Annotated in this window: 17 protein-coding genes; all 17 read left to right on the top strand. The window is 29.4% G+C overall.

Translation table 11 applies throughout. From position 1 onward, the window contains the following. Positions 1-217: 217 nt before the first annotated feature. The 17 genes from ACI48Q_RS01870 to ACI48Q_RS01950 all read left to right on the top strand — a co-directional run bounded on the left by ACI48Q_RS01870 (position 218) and on the right by ACI48Q_RS01950 (position 15502). A complete protein-coding gene (locus ACI48Q_RS01870; protein WP_474917343.1) occupies positions 218-1168 on the top strand; it encodes an AAA family ATPase in 951 nt (316 codons plus the stop codon). A 10-nt stretch (positions 1169-1178) separates the two neighbouring features. Next, on the top strand, positions 1179-2306 hold the full coding sequence (locus ACI48Q_RS01875; protein WP_474917344.1) for a DUF58 domain-containing protein: 1128 nt from the start codon (positions 1179-1181) through the stop codon (positions 2304-2306). Next, a complete protein-coding gene (locus tag ACI48Q_RS01880) occupies positions 2306-3550 on the top strand; it encodes a hypothetical protein (RefSeq protein ID WP_474917345.1) in 1245 nt (414 codons plus the stop codon). Before ACI48Q_RS01875 ends, ACI48Q_RS01880 begins: the two co-directional genes overlap by 1 nt. 248 nt (positions 3551-3798) lie before the next feature. After that, positions 3799-4128, top strand: a complete 330-nt coding sequence (locus ACI48Q_RS01885) for a DUF6514 family protein (RefSeq protein WP_474917346.1) — start codon at positions 3799-3801, stop codon at positions 4126-4128. Positions 4129-4409: 281 nt separating this feature from the next. After that, on the top strand, positions 4410-4805 hold the full coding sequence (acpS, locus tag ACI48Q_RS01890; protein WP_474917347.1) for a holo-ACP synthase: 396 nt from the start codon (positions 4410-4412) through the stop codon (positions 4803-4805). Continuing rightward, positions 4786-5688, top strand: a complete 903-nt coding sequence (locus tag ACI48Q_RS01895; protein WP_474917348.1) for an NAD(P)H-hydrate dehydratase — start codon at positions 4786-4788, stop codon at positions 5686-5688. Before acpS ends, ACI48Q_RS01895 begins: the two co-directional genes overlap by 20 nt. Positions 5689-5771: 83 nt before the next feature. Beyond that, the gene (locus ACI48Q_RS01900) at positions 5772-6380 is read left to right on the top strand and encodes a germination lipoprotein GerS-related protein (RefSeq protein ID WP_474917349.1); all 609 of its coding nucleotides are present in this window, start codon (positions 5772-5774) and stop codon (positions 6378-6380) included. 73 nt (positions 6381-6453) lie between these two features. Continuing rightward, complete coding sequence (gene alr, locus ACI48Q_RS01905) at positions 6454-7620, top strand: alanine racemase (RefSeq protein WP_474917350.1); 1167 nt, start codon at positions 6454-6456, stop codon at positions 7618-7620. 146 nt (positions 7621-7766) lie between these two features. Continuing rightward, complete coding sequence (locus ACI48Q_RS01910) at positions 7767-8030, top strand: CopG family transcriptional regulator (protein ID WP_474917351.1); 264 nt, start codon at positions 7767-7769, stop codon at positions 8028-8030. 15 nt (positions 8031-8045) lie between these two features. Beyond that, positions 8046-8411, top strand: coding sequence for a type II toxin-antitoxin system PemK/MazF family toxin (locus tag ACI48Q_RS01915; protein ID WP_474917352.1), 366 nt, complete (start codon positions 8046-8048; stop codon positions 8409-8411). 116 nt (positions 8412-8527) lie between these two features. Beyond that, on the top strand, positions 8528-9355 hold the full coding sequence (locus tag ACI48Q_RS01920; protein WP_474917353.1) for a transketolase: 828 nt from the start codon (positions 8528-8530) through the stop codon (positions 9353-9355). Further along, on the top strand, positions 9355-10293 hold the full coding sequence (locus ACI48Q_RS01925; RefSeq protein WP_474917354.1) for a transketolase family protein: 939 nt from the start codon (positions 9355-9357) through the stop codon (positions 10291-10293). The genes ACI48Q_RS01920 and ACI48Q_RS01925 overlap by 1 nt, the downstream gene beginning before the upstream one ends. A 72-nt stretch (positions 10294-10365) precedes the next feature. Further along, positions 10366-10752 (top strand): hypothetical protein, encoded by a 387-nt coding sequence (locus ACI48Q_RS01930; protein ID WP_474917355.1) that lies wholly within the window; start codon positions 10366-10368, stop codon positions 10750-10752. Between the two features lie 181 nt (positions 10753-10933). Next, positions 10934-11620, top strand: coding sequence for a cell division ATP-binding protein FtsE (gene ftsE / locus ACI48Q_RS01935; RefSeq protein ID WP_474917356.1), 687 nt, complete (start codon positions 10934-10936; stop codon positions 11618-11620). Continuing rightward, on the top strand, positions 11610-12503 hold the full coding sequence (gene ftsX / locus ACI48Q_RS01940) for a permease-like cell division protein FtsX (protein ID WP_474917357.1): 894 nt from the start codon (positions 11610-11612) through the stop codon (positions 12501-12503). The genes ftsE and ftsX overlap by 11 nt, the downstream gene beginning before the upstream one ends. Before the next feature lie 166 nt (positions 12504-12669). Then, positions 12670-13905: a S41 family peptidase gene (locus ACI48Q_RS01945; protein WP_474917358.1), complete on the top strand. Its 1236-nt coding sequence runs from the start codon at positions 12670-12672 to the stop codon at positions 13903-13905. 295 nt (positions 13906-14200) lie between these two features. Further along, entirely contained in the window at positions 14201-15502 is a 1302-nt protein-coding gene (locus tag ACI48Q_RS01950; protein WP_474917359.1) for a PDZ domain-containing protein, read from the top strand.

A 15502-nucleotide genomic window follows, 5' to 3' on the forward strand; every position in this document is an offset into this window, starting at 1 on the left:
GAGTATATGTAAAATACATATGCTCATTTTTTATTTTTGGCCATGTTTTAGACTTATGTTGATTATTAGCTGTATATTAAAACAGAGTCTATTTTAAAAATTCAATTCTTTTAACATAGTGATGATAAGTAACAACAATATTAATTTCAATATTTTTAATATTAAAACTAATAAAAAGATAGTATAATAGTTATATTAGAGGAGTGGAGGGGTTATTTTGGATATTTTAAAATTCAAGGAATTTAGAGACTCGGTTTTAAATAATATATCTAAGGTCATTATTGGTAAAGAACAGGTTATAGATAAGATAATTGTAAGCTTTATAACTTCTGGACATGTACTTTTAGAAGACGTGCCTGGACTAGGAAAAACTAAACTGTGCAAAAGCTTATCGAAAACTATGAATTGTAGCTTTAAAAGAATACAGTTTACACCAGATTTACTACCTTCAGATTTAACAGGAATATATTTTTATAATCAGAAAACTCAAGAATTTGAATTTAGAGGAGGTCCCCTATTAAGTCAAATAGTTCTAGCAGATGAGATTAATAGAGCTACTCCAAGAACACAATCTGCATTGCTAGAATGTATGGAGGAAGGACAAATAACAGTAGAAGGAAATACAATAAAACTTGAAAAACCATTTTTTGTAATTGCTACTCAAAACCCAGTAGAACAATTTGGAACTTTTCAATTACCGGAGGCACAATTAGATAGATTTTTTATGAAATTATCAATGGGATATCCAAATTACCAAGAAGAGAAAGAAATGATGAACAGATTTATAGAGAAGGACCCATTAGATAGTCTTGAGTCAGTAGTAACTTTAAATGATCTTGAATATGTTCAAAATAATTTTAATAAAGTTTATATTAGTGAGGATATAAAAGAATATATAGTTAACTTAGTTACGGCTACTAGAACTCATAAGGAAATAGAATTAGGGTGTAGCCCTAGAGCTACTTTAAATCTTATGAGAGGATGCCAAGCGTTGGCTGCAATAAGGGAAAGAGATTATGTTATAACAGAAGATGTAAAGGAGCTAGCTATTCCTATAATGAGTCATAGAATAATATTGAAGAATGAAATTAATAGTGGAACAGATAGTGGTGAACAAATAATAAAAGAGATTTTGAATACTATAAATACACCTATTGAAAAGCCTTAGAGGTGTAGATATGATAGCGCAATATATCTTCTTGTTAGGGATAATTGAATTGTACCTTTACATATCTAAAATTATTGTAACTAAAGGTTTTAATGATTTAAAAGTTTATAGAGAGATTGAGAGTAAAAAAATAGTAGAAGGCGATAGCTTTGATATTAGTATAGTTATAGAAAATAATAAAAGATTGCCTGCTTCATACTTACTTATAGAAGAGATAATTCCACATGGACTAAAGTTTGATAGCAATGTTATTAGTTATAGTGAGGGAAGAGATATTAGACATTTAAGCAAATTTTCTATTGGTGGTTTTAAGAGAAAAAGGAGAACTTATAGAATAGTTGGAGAAAAGAGGGGAATATATTTACTAAAATCTATAGATGTATATTTAGGGGATATTTTAGCTACTACTATAGAAAAACAAGGTTTTGAAGATTATTTGGAAATAATGGTATGTCCAAAAATAAATTCCCTAAGCCAGTATAAGTTTGATGCTACAAACATTCAAGGAGACAATACTGTAAGAAGATGGATTCATAAGGATCCACTGTATTTGAAGGGTATTAGAGAATATAATAGAGAAGACAGAATGAAGGATATACATTGGAAATCTACTTTAAAAGCTAATAAACTAATGGTTAAAGATTACGATTATACCTCTGAACAAGAAGTGGTTATAATAGTTAATATTCAGTGTGGAGATCCTCATTGGACTAGCATTAATCCTGAAAATATAGAGAAAGAAATAGAAATTTCTGTAGCTTTGGCAGCTAAATCTCTTAAGGCAAATATACCTACAGGAATTTGGACAAATGGACATATAATAAGTTATAAGTCTAGAATTAGAAATGAAATTGAACCAAAGGTAGGTATATTAAATAAAATTGTAGAGTTTGCAGCAAGAATTGATACATCCATAAAGCACGAATTACACGAATACTTAAGCAGTAGAACTAAGTATTTTCAAAAAAATTCTACTTATATATTAGTTACTTCTTATTTAAATGATAAAGATATATTGATACTAACTTCTTTATATAGAAATGGATATAAAATTAAAATTATATATGTGGGTGATAATGTTAATACACCATATATTCAAGGAATAGAAACTATAGCTTATAAGGGAAGGAGAAACTAATGAATACAGCTGAAAAAATAAGAGTTTTGTATACACTAACCTTTATAACTATGATTTATATTGTATGGAGCTTAGTGAGCTCAGTTATATTTTCTAATGAAGTTAAATATTTTCTTTTTATAGTATTTTCTTTAAATATTTTTTCTATAAGGTATATGCTTCAAAAGAAAATGAACTTTATAGTAAGTTTCATTTTGCCTATAGGATTAAGTTTTCTTATATTAAGTAATGTATATTCTCTAGAATATGGATTCATAAACAGTCTATTTATACTTGTAGGTACAGGATTCCTATTCTCTAAGTTAGAGACCAATGTAAATTATAATCAATATAAGCATCAACTTACTACAGGCACATATATTATAATTGTTTTAAGTCCTTTAACTGCACTTTTCTTTTCAGGAGCTCTAGATTATTTATTTAGAATATATGTAATATATGTGATTTTCATGATATTGACTATTAGAGAAGCCATGGCATATGAATATAATATTAAGAGAACCAAGAAGGATAATATTATAAATTTAACTATAATTGGAATATCCTTATTTTTAAGCCAGGAATTTTTTTATAATACATTTATAAGGATGATTAAAGGAGTTTTTTATGTAATTAATTTAATATTAGATAAAATAGCAGGGGTTCTAGCTATTATAGTAGGCTATCCTATAGGATATATATTATCAAAACTTAAACTAAAGTATAAAGGAAATACGTCTATATTTGATAAAATAAATATTGAAGAAGGCGAAAATATATTTAAGAATATTCAAGATGATAGTATTGGGCAATGGGCCAATATAATTCCTTTAGTTTTTAAAATTATTTTAGTTATAGTTACAGTTGTAATAGTTATTAAGATAATAAAAAAATATGAGGGAAATAAAGGTGAAAGATTAGAAGAATATATTGAAGAAATAGAAACAATAGATATAGTAAAAGATGAAAATAAATTAGTTAAAAAAGTTAAAAAGTTATTTAGACATAAAGGTAACGAAAGAGAAGAACTTATATATAATTATAAGGAGTTTGTTGAAATTACAGATAAAAAAGAAATATTTAGACCGTATATGACACCTACCCAATTGAAGAATGTTACAAAGATAAATATAAAGCAAGTAGATAATTTGGATAGACTTACTAAATTATACAATAAGGCGAAATTTTCCAAAAATACTATCACTAGTAAAGACCAAAGAAATGTTGAAGAAATAGTAAAAAATATTAAGGAAGAATTAAAATAATGAATAATTAATTTACGACAATATAGGGGAATTATAATCAATTGGCGACAATGAAAAATAGAAAATAAATACAATGCATTACAATAATAGTGTAAAATCAGAGAAAAATGTCAATTTTGAAAAGATAATAAATTTAAATAACATACACGGATTGACACAATATTGTATCAATCCATGTTAAAATTTTTGTAAATTATATATTTACAGCTAGTGTTAAACTACTTACTGTATTAATAGGGGGTTTTTATGTGATAGTGAAAACTTTAGTTAACAATATTTTGTTGGAAAATGAATATATTTATACTTACAATCTAATAAAGAATGACTTAATAATTAATCAAGATTATGGGGATAAAGTGGTTCAGGCATATGGTATAGAAATTATATGTGAGACTAAAGAAAATGGACAAGTTATAGAAAGCTCTAGAGATTATGAAAATTATATTAGTCCTAATGAAGAAAGAGTTCGTGGATTGATGGAATTTTTCAAAGTCAATACTTTGTCACCAGTACACTTGGTAGAAATACTCGATGAAATAATTGAGGAATATATATCTGATTTTGACAAAGTTTGTTAATATAGAGATCTAAGAGTAAAGGATTTTCCTTTACTTTTTTAAAATACTTTTATAGATAAACCTATACAAATTCAAATTAGATGTAAAAATTTTCATTTTATGATAAAATGATTGTAAGTATTACAGGGTAAATTTATTATCTGAAATTTTTAACTTTTGTGATACAAACTTGCTTCAATTAATTTAAATTTAAGTTTTTTACTTATTTAAGTGTATAAATCTAGTAGAATAATCTTTAAAAATGAAATGTATGCTAAATTTTGGTAATAGGAGGTGGAGTTGTGATAATAGGTATTGGAGTAGATATAGTTGAAATAAGAAGAATAAAAGAGATTATAGAAAAAAATGAGATGTTTTTAGAAAAAATATTTACAGTAAATGAGATAGAACACTTAAAAGAAAGAAATTTAAGATCCGAATATGTAGCTGGAAAGTTTGCGGCTAAGGAAGCAGTTGCAAAGGCTTTAGGTACAGGCTTTAGAGGTTTTGGATTTAAAGATATAATTGTTGAAAATACTACTCTTGGAAAACCTATAGTGACCTTGGAAGGAAAAGCTAAATTAATAGCCAGTGAATATGGACACTATAATATGCATCTTAGTATTTCTCATGGAGAAGATAATGCTATAGCATATGCTATATTGGAGGTGTTTCATAATGATAAATCCGCTAAATAAAATGAATAATAATAAGTTTAGCTCTATACTTTTTAATACAAAGACTGTAAAAATTGATATGAATATGGTTAGTAATATACTAAAGCCAAGAGAAGAAGAAGGGTATAAGGGTGATTATGGACATGTTTTAGTCATTGCTGGTTCTGTAGGATTTTGTGGTGCAGCTTATTTAACAACTGAAGCTGCAGTAAGAAGTGGCGTGGGCCTTGCAACACTATGTGTTCCTAAAGAAATACAAGAAATAATGAGCGTCAAACTAAATGAAGCTATGACTATTAATTATGAGGACAAAGAAAAAATTGGTAATATAATGGTTAAAAGCGATTGTGTAGCACTTGGACCAGGTATGGGAAATAGTAAACTAACTTATAACATAGTAAGAAATGTGATTGAAAATGCAGAATGTCCTATTGTTATAGATGCAGATGGATTAAATGTTCTTCAGAATAACCTAGAATTGCTTCAGCTTAAAAATGATACTATTATACTTACACCACATTATGGTGAAATGGCAAGACTTACTGGTCTATCTGTAGAGGAAGTAAAAGAAGATAGAATACATATATCAAAGCAATTTGCTTATGAAAATGATGTTATACTATTATTAAAAGATCATAGAACTTTAATTACTGATGGTAATTATGTTTTTGAAAATACCACAGGGAACAGTGCTATGTCGTCGGGTGGTATGGGCGATACATTAACAGGAATAATAGCATCTTTTATTGCTCAAGGATATAGGCCTTTAGAAGCTACTTATATAGCAGCTTTTATCCATGGATACTGTGGAGATGTATTAGCAGAGAAAATGTTTTGTGTTAATGCAACGCATTTGACAGAAGAATTACCTTATACTATTAAATCTATTATTGATAGGGAATAAGATTTTATTAAAACTTAGTTATACATTATGAATAATAATAATAAATATATTAGTGTAATAATACTTTAATTTTGGAGGAGTAAATGAAAAAAAACAGTATAATTCCACTAGTAATAATTGTAAGTTTTGGTTTAATTTTTTTTATAATGTCTAGAATAATAGGTTCTGAAAAAAGTTTAGACATGAATAGTCTAATAAGAAATATAAAGGAAGTAAAATCCTATAGTAGTAATATAACTATAGAAGTGATAAATTCAAAAGAAAAATATACATATGAAGGTATTCAAAAATATAAAAAGGATGTAGGGGGAAAATTAGAATTAAAGGATAGGAATTTCATATTTAAAGGAGAAGACATATTTGTAAAAGATAAGATAGGCTCACAAGAATATAAACTCTCTACAGAATTTGATGAAGTGCTAAAATATAGCTTTATAGATGAATATATAGCATTAATATATACTAACCAAAATTTAAATTTTCAAGAAGAAGAGACAAAGGGAGAAAAAATTTTATTAGTAGATGTAATACTTCCAGGTAATAATAGGAATTTGTATAGTGGAGTTATGTACTATGATATAAGAGCTAATATGCCGAAGAAAATAGTAATTTATGATACAAATAAGGAAGAAAGAATTATGTATACTTATGAAAACTTCAATTGGACTGATAAAATTGATGATATGGATTAAAATTAATAGCAGTCTTGTTAGATGATGAATAAAGAACAAAAGTTCATTTAAATAACTAGCGAGGTGAGTAATAATGTTTAGTGAAAATATAAGACCAGTTTGGGCTGAAATTGATTTAGATAAGCTGGCAAATAATATGAGAGAAATCAAGAAAGTGTGTGGAAATAAAGAAGTTATAGGCGTTATAAAGGCAGATGGCTATGGACATGGTGCTATAGATATTTACAAAGAGTTACAAGATAATGGAGCTAGTAGATTTGCTGTTGCAGTATTAAGTGAGGGCATTGAACTTAGAAAAGCAGGGTTAGATGCTCCATTGATGATATTAGGTTTCACAAATCCTAATATCTATAATCAATTGTTAGATTATGATATAGAACAGACTATTTATAGTTTTCAACAAGCAGAGATGCTTTCAAGGGTTGCAGTAGAAAAAAAACTAAAAGCAAGAATCCACATAAAAGTAGATACAGGTATGGGGAGGATAGGATTTCTCCCTACAAGAGAAGAGGCAAAAGAAGTATATAGAATAAGTAAGCTTCCTAATATAGATATAGTAGGATTATTTACACATTTTTCTTCTTCAGATGAAAAAAATAAAGAATATACATATAGGCAGTTAGAACAATATAATAGGTTTAATGTATATCTTAAGGAACTAGGAATTCATATTAACTTTAAACATGTAAGTAATAGTGGTGCGATCATAGATTTACCAGAACTGCAATATGATGCAGTAAGGGCAGGGATAATATTATATGGATACTATCCATCAGAGCAGATCAATAAGCAGGCTTTAAAGCTTGAACCAGTAATGAGTATTAAGGCTAACATAGTACATATAAAAAAGATTCCTGAGAGTAATTTTATAAGTTATGGAAGAAAATTTGAAACTCAAAAGGAAAGTATTATTGCCACATTATCTATAGGATACGCAGATGGATTTACTAGATTATTATTTGAAAAAGCTAAGGTTATAATTAAAGGTAAATTTGCGCCAGTTGTAGGAAGAATATGTATGGATCAATGTATGATCGATATTACAGGCATAGAGGATGTAGACATTGGAGATGAAGTTATACTTATTGGCAAAGATGAATTTGGAAATGAAATAACTGCAGATGATATTGGCAATCTAATTGGTACTATTAATTATGAAGTAGTTTGTGCAATTAGCAAAAGGGTGCCAAGAATATATAAAAAAGATGGAAAAATAGTTAATATTAGAAATTATGTATAATGCTAGCTTCAATAAATAAAATAAGCTGACCTCATTTGTTGCAAAAAGTAGAAAAAGGAAATAATATCTTTGACATTATAATAATAATTGAATTATAATTAACTTGTACATATAGTTGTTATTATAGTAGGAGGTATTAAATTTCCATGTGTAGTCAGAAGGAATTAATCCTAGAATTAAGCAAATCTTTTTGTAAAGATATAAATGAGGCTTATGAAAAAAATAACATAAAAAGTAGTGAATTTATTGAGGATAATTTAATATTATATATAGAAGAGAAAAAATATTTAAGTTATATAGAGAGAATGAAGCAAGGCTACTTAGCCATGAAAGACTTAAATTTAGAAATCTCAGAATTGGGCTTAGAAAATGATTTATATGACTTAAGAGAATACGAAGCTAAGCTTTAGGAGAGTGAATGCCTCATGACAACTATCGTAAGGAGAGGAGATATTTTTTATGCAGATTTGAGTCCTGTGGTAGGTTCCGAACAAGGCGGAATTAGACCTGTAATCATAATTCAAAATGATATAGGTAATAGATATAGTCCCACAGTGATAGTGGCTGCAATAACCTCTCAAATAAATAAGGCAAAACTTCCAACACATGTTGAAATTTCCTCAGAAGAGTATGGTTTGAATAAGGACTCGGTGGTTTTGCTAGAACAAGTTAGAACATTAGACAAAAGAAGACTTAAAGAAAAAATAGGTCGTATGACTGATGAAGATATGGAAAAAGTTGACATAGCTCTGAGGATCAGTTTAGACTTAAAAATAAAAAGTGCAAATTAAAATAAAGAAGATTGCTGGTAAAATAGCAATCTTTTTATTTTAAGGTTTTAAAAAAGAGTTGAGAATGATTTTAAAATTGTTATAATAATCTTATACGTAAATCTAGGAGGTAAGATATGAATAAATCACTAGAGTCTTTAAAAGAAATCACTAAAGTAGTAAGAAAAAATATAATAGAAATGCTTACTGAGTCAGGATCGGGACATCCAGGTGGATCATTATCCGCTGTGGAGATTATGACTACACTATATTTTAATGAAATGAATATAGATGTTAAAAACCCTAATAATCCAAATAGAGACAGATTTATACTTTCTAAAGGACATGCTGCACCAGTATTATATGCTGTACTTGCAGAAAAAGGCTTTTTTAATAAAGAGGAACTAATGTTTCTTAGAAAGAAGGGATCAATGCTTCAAGGACATCCTAACATGAATTATGTACCAGGCGTAGATATGTCCACAGGATCACTAGGACAGGGAATTTCAGCAGCGGTTGGAATGGCATTAGCAGGGAAATTAGATAAAAAAGATTACAGAGTATATACATTATTAGGAGATGGTGAGCTTGAAGAAGGTCAAGTATGGGAAGCTTCCATGAGTGCAGCTCACTACAAACTTGATAACTTAACAGCTTTTGTAGATTATAATGGTCTTCAAATAGATGGAAACATAGAAAGTGTAATGAATCCTAATCCTATAGCTGATAAATTTAAAGCATTTGGATGGAATGTAATATTTCTTGAAGATGGTCATGACTTGGTGGCTATAAAGAATTCAATAGAAGAAGGTAAAAAAGTAAAAAATAAACCAACTATGATAGTATGCAAAACTATAAAAGGGAAAGGTGTATCCTTTATGGAAAATGAAGCAGGATGGCATGGTTCAACTCCAAATAAAGAGCAATGTACACAAGCATTATTAGAGATTGGAGGAGAAGAATAATGAGTAAGATAGCAACTAGAGAAGCCTATGGAAAAGCTTTAGCAAGAATAGGGGCAGAAAATGAAAATATAGTGGTTCTTGATGCAGACTTATCAAAATCAACAAAAACTGCTGATTTTAAGAAGGTTTGTCCAGAGAGATTTATAAATATGGGAATTGCAGAAGGTAATATGATGTCAGTATCAGCAGGACTTGCTGCTTGTGGTAAAATTCCCTTTGTATCTACTTTCGCTATATTTGCAGCAGGTAGAGGCTTTGAGCAAATAAGAAACTCAATATGCTACCCAAAATTAAATGTAAAGGTATGTGCTACTCATGCAGGATTAACTGTAGGAGAAGATGGTGCATCTCATCAATCAGTGGAAGATATTTCATTGATGAGAAGTATACCTAATATGGTGGTTATAAGCCCTAGTGATGGTGTTGAGACAGAAGCAGCTATAGAGGCTATAACTAAATATAATGGACCTTGCTATGTAAGATTAGGAAGAAGTGGAATTCCAGTAATTAATGATAATGAAGACTATAAATTTGAAATAGGAAAAGGCATAACCCTTAGAGAGGGAAAGGATGCCACAATCATAGCTACTGGAATTATGGTGGATGCAGCATTAGAAGCATATAACTTGCTAGCAGAAGAAGGAATAAAAGTAAGAATAATAAATATTCATACTATTAAACCTATCGATGAGAACATAATAATTAAAGCGGCTAGAGATACAGGAGTTATAATCACAGCTGAAGAGCATAGTGTAATAGGTGGATTAGGGTCAGCAGTATCAGAAGTTATAACTACTAATGCTCCGGTACCGGTATTAAGAGTTGGTATAAAGGATACCTTTGGAGAGAGCGGAAAACCAGATGAGTTATTGAAGGCTTATGGATTAACTGCAGAAAGTATTGTCAAAGAAGTTAAAAAAGGAATTCAAATGAAGTAAAAAGTATAATTAGAGTGTAGTTGTAGTAAAATATAATTGCATTCTAATTAAAAATTATAAGGTGGGAATTGAATGAGAAACAATACAAACAAATTATCTTTGTGTTTGGGAGATTTATTATATTGTTTTAAATTATCTTTTAAATTTGCCCTGATCCCAATAATTTTAGGAACTATAATATCTTTACTATCTCAATTAATAAAGGGAAATGGTATTAGGATATATGATATTTTATTGTATATTAGAAATGCAGGATTTATTACAGCTTGTGGAGGGATGTTAATAGGTGCAATTGGATATTTAATGCCTATGACGCATTTAAGACCATTAGACTACAATGATGATTGGCAAAAATATTTCTCGAAATTCAATTTGGTTACAGTTATAACTATAATTTGTATTTTTATAGTAGTTTACACTCTAATTTTAGATGTAACAATGTATATGATTTATACATAATTATACATATAGATTAGCTCATGGATATATTTCCATGAGTTTTTTTAAAAATTATATTTTTGTTCACGTTATTTTTACTTTTAAGGGTTTGTATAAATTATTTTTATGATATAATATACACAGGTTTTTATAACAGGGTGTGTATAAAAATATAAAAAGTTACCAAGGAGAGTTTAAAATTATGATAGATTTTAAAAATGTTACTAAGGTTTATAATAATAATGTCCTAGCCTTATCAAATTTAAATGTACATATTGAAAAAGGTGAGTTTGTATTCTTGGTAGGGCCAAGTGGAGCAGGAAAATCTACTTTTATAAAAACATTATTAAAGGAAGTAGATGCTACAGCAGGTACTGTAGTAGTAGCAGATACAGACTTAACTAAGCTTAAGCATAAAGATATACCTTATTACAGAAGAAGAATAGGCGTAGTATTTCAGGACTTTAGATTAATTCCAACTCTAAATATTTTTGAGAATGTAGCCTTTGCATTAAGGGTAATCGGTTCTAGTGATAAGGAAATACAAAAAAAAGTACCAGCTGTGTTATCTATGGTTGGATTAACTAAAAAGAGAAATGCTTTCCCGAATCAGCTTTCAGGAGGAGAACAGCAAAGGGTTTCTATAGCAAGAGCCATTGTTAACAGTCCATCCCTACTAATTGCTGACGAACCTACAGGAAATTTAGACCCTGAAACTGCAATAGAGATTATGGATATACTTAGCGATATAAATAGAGCAGGAACTACTGTTGTTATGGCTACCCATGCTAAAGATATAGTTGATATGATGAAGAAAAGAGTAATAGCTATAGAAAAAGGAACAGTAGCAAGGGATGAAGAAAGGGGGAAATACGGATATGAAATTTGATTCAGTTAAGTATTTCTTTAAGGAAGCTTTTAAAAGTATAACTAGAAATAAAACTTTAAGTACAGCTTCAATAGCTACTGTGGCAGCAACTCTATTTATATTAGGAGTAATAACCTTAGCTGTTGTGAATGTAGATAAAGCTGTAGAACAATTAGGTTCGCAAGTAGAGGTAAAAATCTATTTAAAGGATGATATTACAGAGCAAGAAGAAGTAGCTATAAAGGGAAAAATAGAAGCTGTTGAGGGAGTTACAGAGGCTATTCTTGAGACTAAGGAACAAGCATTAAGTAATGTTAAAGAACAATTAGGTGAAGATTCATCAGATTTGACGGTAGGATTTGAAGATAAAAATCCTTTTCCAGCTTCGTTTACTATAAAAGTTGGAACTCCAGAAGTAGTTGATAAAGTTGTTAACCAAGTAAAAGGTATGTCTGGTATAGAAAAAATTAAAGATGCTAGAGAAGTTATCGAAAAAATAACTACTCTTACTAAATCAGTTAAAACTGCAGGTGGGATAGGGTTCTTAGTATTTATTGTGGTTTCCTTATTCTTAATAGGTAATACTATTAAAATAACTGTTTTTTCAAGAAAAAGGGAAATTGGAATAATGAAGTATGTAGGAGCTACTGACTGGTTTATTAGATGGCCATTTATTATAGAAGGTATAATTCTTGGAGTTATTGGTGCCTTAATTTCAGTTGTAATATTGAATGTGGCATATTCTATGTTAGTTGGAAGACTATCACAGGAAGTATTATTTGGATTTAGCTTAGTGGGAACTTCATATATATGGAAATATGTAATTTGGGAATTTATTATCTGCGGAGCAGTAATTGGAGCTCTGGGAAGTATTATATCAATGAGAAAGTTCCTAAAAGTTTAATTTAGATGTACAATGGATAAGACTAAGAAATAAAATTCTTAGTCTTATTTGTGTATAATAATACCATAATATGAAAGTATTAATATATAATAAATTAATAATTTAGTTATAATTATGTGGTATTATCATAAATAATATATATGTATTTAATTGAGAGGGTGAGTTTATGGACATTGACAAAAAGAAAAAAAGAAAATGGATAATAAATACAGTAATCGTTTTGCTAGTTACTAATCTAGTAACTTTTTTAGGTACAAATTTTTTATCATTTATGTTGCCAAATGGTAAGGTATTAGTTAGTAGAAAAACCTATGAAAATATTATTGATTTTGAGAAGCTATTTACAATAAAAGATAAGATAGATAAATATTATTTAGGTGAATATGATGAAGGAAAAATAATCGATGGAGCGGCTGAGGGCATGGCTCAAGCACTTAAGGATCCATACACTACATATATGGATAAGGAAGAATTTTCAGATTTTATGTCACAAACAGAAGGTAATTATGTGGGACTTGGAATTCAAGTAGCAGCTAAGGATGATAACATTGTGGTAATGACGACTTTTGAGAATTCTCCGGCTAAAAAGGCAGGAATAATTCAAGGAGATATTATAAAGGTTGTGAATGGAACAGCTGTAGCAGGAAAAGACATGGAGAAGGCTGTGTCTATGATGAAGGGAAAAGAAGGAGAAGTTGTAGATTTAGTTATATATAGAGAAGGTAAGGGTGATATTAGCGTTAAAGCTACAAGAGCAGAGGTTCAAATGGTTACAGTAAAAAAAGAGATGATAGATAGTGAAGTCGGATATATTCAAGTTTCTATGTTTGATGAAAATACTGCTGATAATTTTAGAAAAGCTATAGAAAATCTTGAATCTCAGGGTATGAAAAGTTTAATAGTAGATTTAAGAGAGAACCCAGGCGGACTTTTAGATCAGACAGTAAGAATGTCTTCAGAATTTATTGAAAAAGGCAAAAATATAGTGTATACAGAAGATAAAAATGGTAATAAGAAAAATTATGACTCTGTAGGAGGAAAGGCTCAAGAGATGCCGCTTACAATTCTTATAGATGAAGGAAGTGCTAGTGCATCAGAAATATTTACTGGAGCTATAAAAGATTATGGATTAGGAACTTTAGTAGGAGAAAAAACTTTTGGTAAAGGAGTCGTTCAAACTACCTTCTATAGAGAGAAAGATGGATTTGGAGATGGAACTGCATTAAAAGTTACAATTTCAAAATACTTTACTCCGAATGGAAATAATATCCATGGATTAGGCATAGAGCCAGATGTAGAAGTTAAATATCCGGATGAGTTAAGACAGAAGACATATGATAGAGCTGTGGACCCACAATTTCAAAAAGCTTTAGAAGTTGCAAGAGGAAAAATTGTGAAATAGCAATGGTTGGTTGCAGTGAATTTGCTACGTCAGAGAATTGCAATCTACGATTTCAGGGAAGTGTGCCTTTGCCGCAGAGATTGGGCTTTGAAATATAAAGCTTTTGTTTAAGGAAAAGCCTCTTTCCGAAGGTCGTGAATAAATCTCTGCGAACAACGTGAGCAATTCACTGTGAGCGGAATGAACACTTCTCTGTGCCTGTGGCACAATTTACTGCGGCCATTGGTCGCAATTAACTAAAAAGATGACATTGTCATCTTTTACATATTTTTTAGCATATGGAGGAATACGATAAATGGAAATGCTTAAATATACTTTAGAACAAGTTTCTTATGCTATTGTGGAACCATCTTATGCATTTATTTTAATAATGCTGTCTATTTTGTTTTACTTTAAAAATAAAAAGGCAAATATGATGGAAAAAATGATAATGGGACAAAATTCCATATCTGCTTTTGAATTAACCATATCTCAGATAGTTATAGGAATATTTGGAGGAGTTCTAGCTAGTATGATTTTTACATATTTAGGAGTAGTATTTGATACAAGTTCTAATATATATGTGCTATTTATATTATCTATAGCCCTTGTGTTTTTTAATCCTAAATGGGTTTGTTTATCTTACTCAGGCTCTATATTAGGATTATTGTCAATTTTCATGTATATTTTATCTAAAATGTTTAATGATGGTAAATTAAACTTTTTAAATATAGATATTGCAGCATTACTGGCACTTATAGGAGTAATGCATTTAGTTGAAGGAATTTTGGTAATGGTAGATGGTAAAAGAGGAGCATTACCTGTATTTGGGAATAGAGAAAATAAAATAGTTGGAGGGTTTGCATTTAGGAGATATTGGATACTTCCAATGACTATTTTATTGATGATAGAAGCTACCAGTGGAAATATAGGGGGAGAAGTAGTAGCTACTCCGGAGTGGTGGCCTATTATTAGTCATAGTAAAAATATAGAATTATTTGCTACTATGGTAATTGGTGCATTACCACTATTTGCAGCGGTGGGATACAATTCAGTTACCTTTACTAAAACTAAAGAAGAAAAACCACTATTTTCTGGATTATTAATCAGTGGATTTGGATTATTAGTTATAGCTTTATCTTTCCTAACTAATTTAGGCATAGTCATGGAAATAATACTATTAGTTGCAGTACCGGCAGCTCATGAAGGGATGCTATATCTAGAAAAATATGCAGAGCAAAAAAATCAATGCAAGTATGTTAGTAATACAGAAGGCGTATGTGTACTCACTGTAGCTCCAAATTCTGTAGCTAAGGAAATGGGAATAGAAAGTGGAGATTTAATAATTGAAGTTAATAATCAATTATTAACTAAAGATGATATTATTTTTAATGTGCTTCAAAATGTACCGAGAGTTCTTTCTATGAAGATAAAAAAATTAGAGGGAAAAATCATAGATGTTAGTAGAAATATACCAAGTGGTACACTAAATTTAGGAATGGTAATTGTACCTAGAGAAGTCCCAAGAAATTTTAAAGTTGTTAAGGGAAATAAGGAAAATTTTTCAGAGATACTAGATAAAATTAGAAATAAAGATGATGAGAATCAAAATCTTTAA

This window comes from Clostridium sp. LXY-7 (assembly GCF_056172015.1).

Bases quoted from the DNA above. Each gene is read 5' to 3' on its own strand.
- ACI48Q_RS01875 (WP_474917344.1), top strand. From the start codon at position 1,179: ATGATAGCGCAATATATCTTCTTGTTAGGGATAATTGAATTGTACCTT.
- ACI48Q_RS01880 (WP_474917345.1), top strand. From the start codon at position 2,306: ATGAATACAGCTGAAAAAATAAGAGTTTTGTATACACTAACCTTTATA.
- ACI48Q_RS01895 (WP_474917348.1), top strand. From the start codon at position 4,786: ATGATAAATCCGCTAAATAAAATGAATAATAATAAGTTTAGCTCTATA.
- ACI48Q_RS01900 (WP_474917349.1), top strand. From the start codon at position 5,772: ATGAAAAAAAACAGTATAATTCCACTAGTAATAATTGTAAGTTTTGGT.
- alr (WP_474917350.1), top strand. From the start codon at position 6,454: ATGTTTAGTGAAAATATAAGACCAGTTTGGGCTGAAATTGATTTAGAT.
- ACI48Q_RS01910 (WP_474917351.1), top strand. From the start codon at position 7,767: ATGTGTAGTCAGAAGGAATTAATCCTAGAATTAAGCAAATCTTTTTGT.
- ACI48Q_RS01915 (WP_474917352.1), top strand. From the start codon at position 8,046: ATGACAACTATCGTAAGGAGAGGAGATATTTTTTATGCAGATTTGAGT.
- ACI48Q_RS01920 (WP_474917353.1), top strand. From the start codon at position 8,528: ATGAATAAATCACTAGAGTCTTTAAAAGAAATCACTAAAGTAGTAAGA.
- ACI48Q_RS01925 (WP_474917354.1), top strand. From the start codon at position 9,355: ATGAGTAAGATAGCAACTAGAGAAGCCTATGGAAAAGCTTTAGCAAGA.
- ACI48Q_RS01930 (WP_474917355.1), top strand. From the start codon at position 10,366: ATGAGAAACAATACAAACAAATTATCTTTGTGTTTGGGAGATTTATTA.
- ftsE (WP_474917356.1), top strand. From the start codon at position 10,934: ATGATAGATTTTAAAAATGTTACTAAGGTTTATAATAATAATGTCCTA.
- ftsX (WP_474917357.1), top strand. From the start codon at position 11,610: ATGAAATTTGATTCAGTTAAGTATTTCTTTAAGGAAGCTTTTAAAAGT.
- ACI48Q_RS01945 (WP_474917358.1), top strand. From the start codon at position 12,670: ATGGACATTGACAAAAAGAAAAAAAGAAAATGGATAATAAATACAGTA.
- ACI48Q_RS01950 (WP_474917359.1), top strand. From the start codon at position 14,201: ATGGAAATGCTTAAATATACTTTAGAACAAGTTTCTTATGCTATTGTG.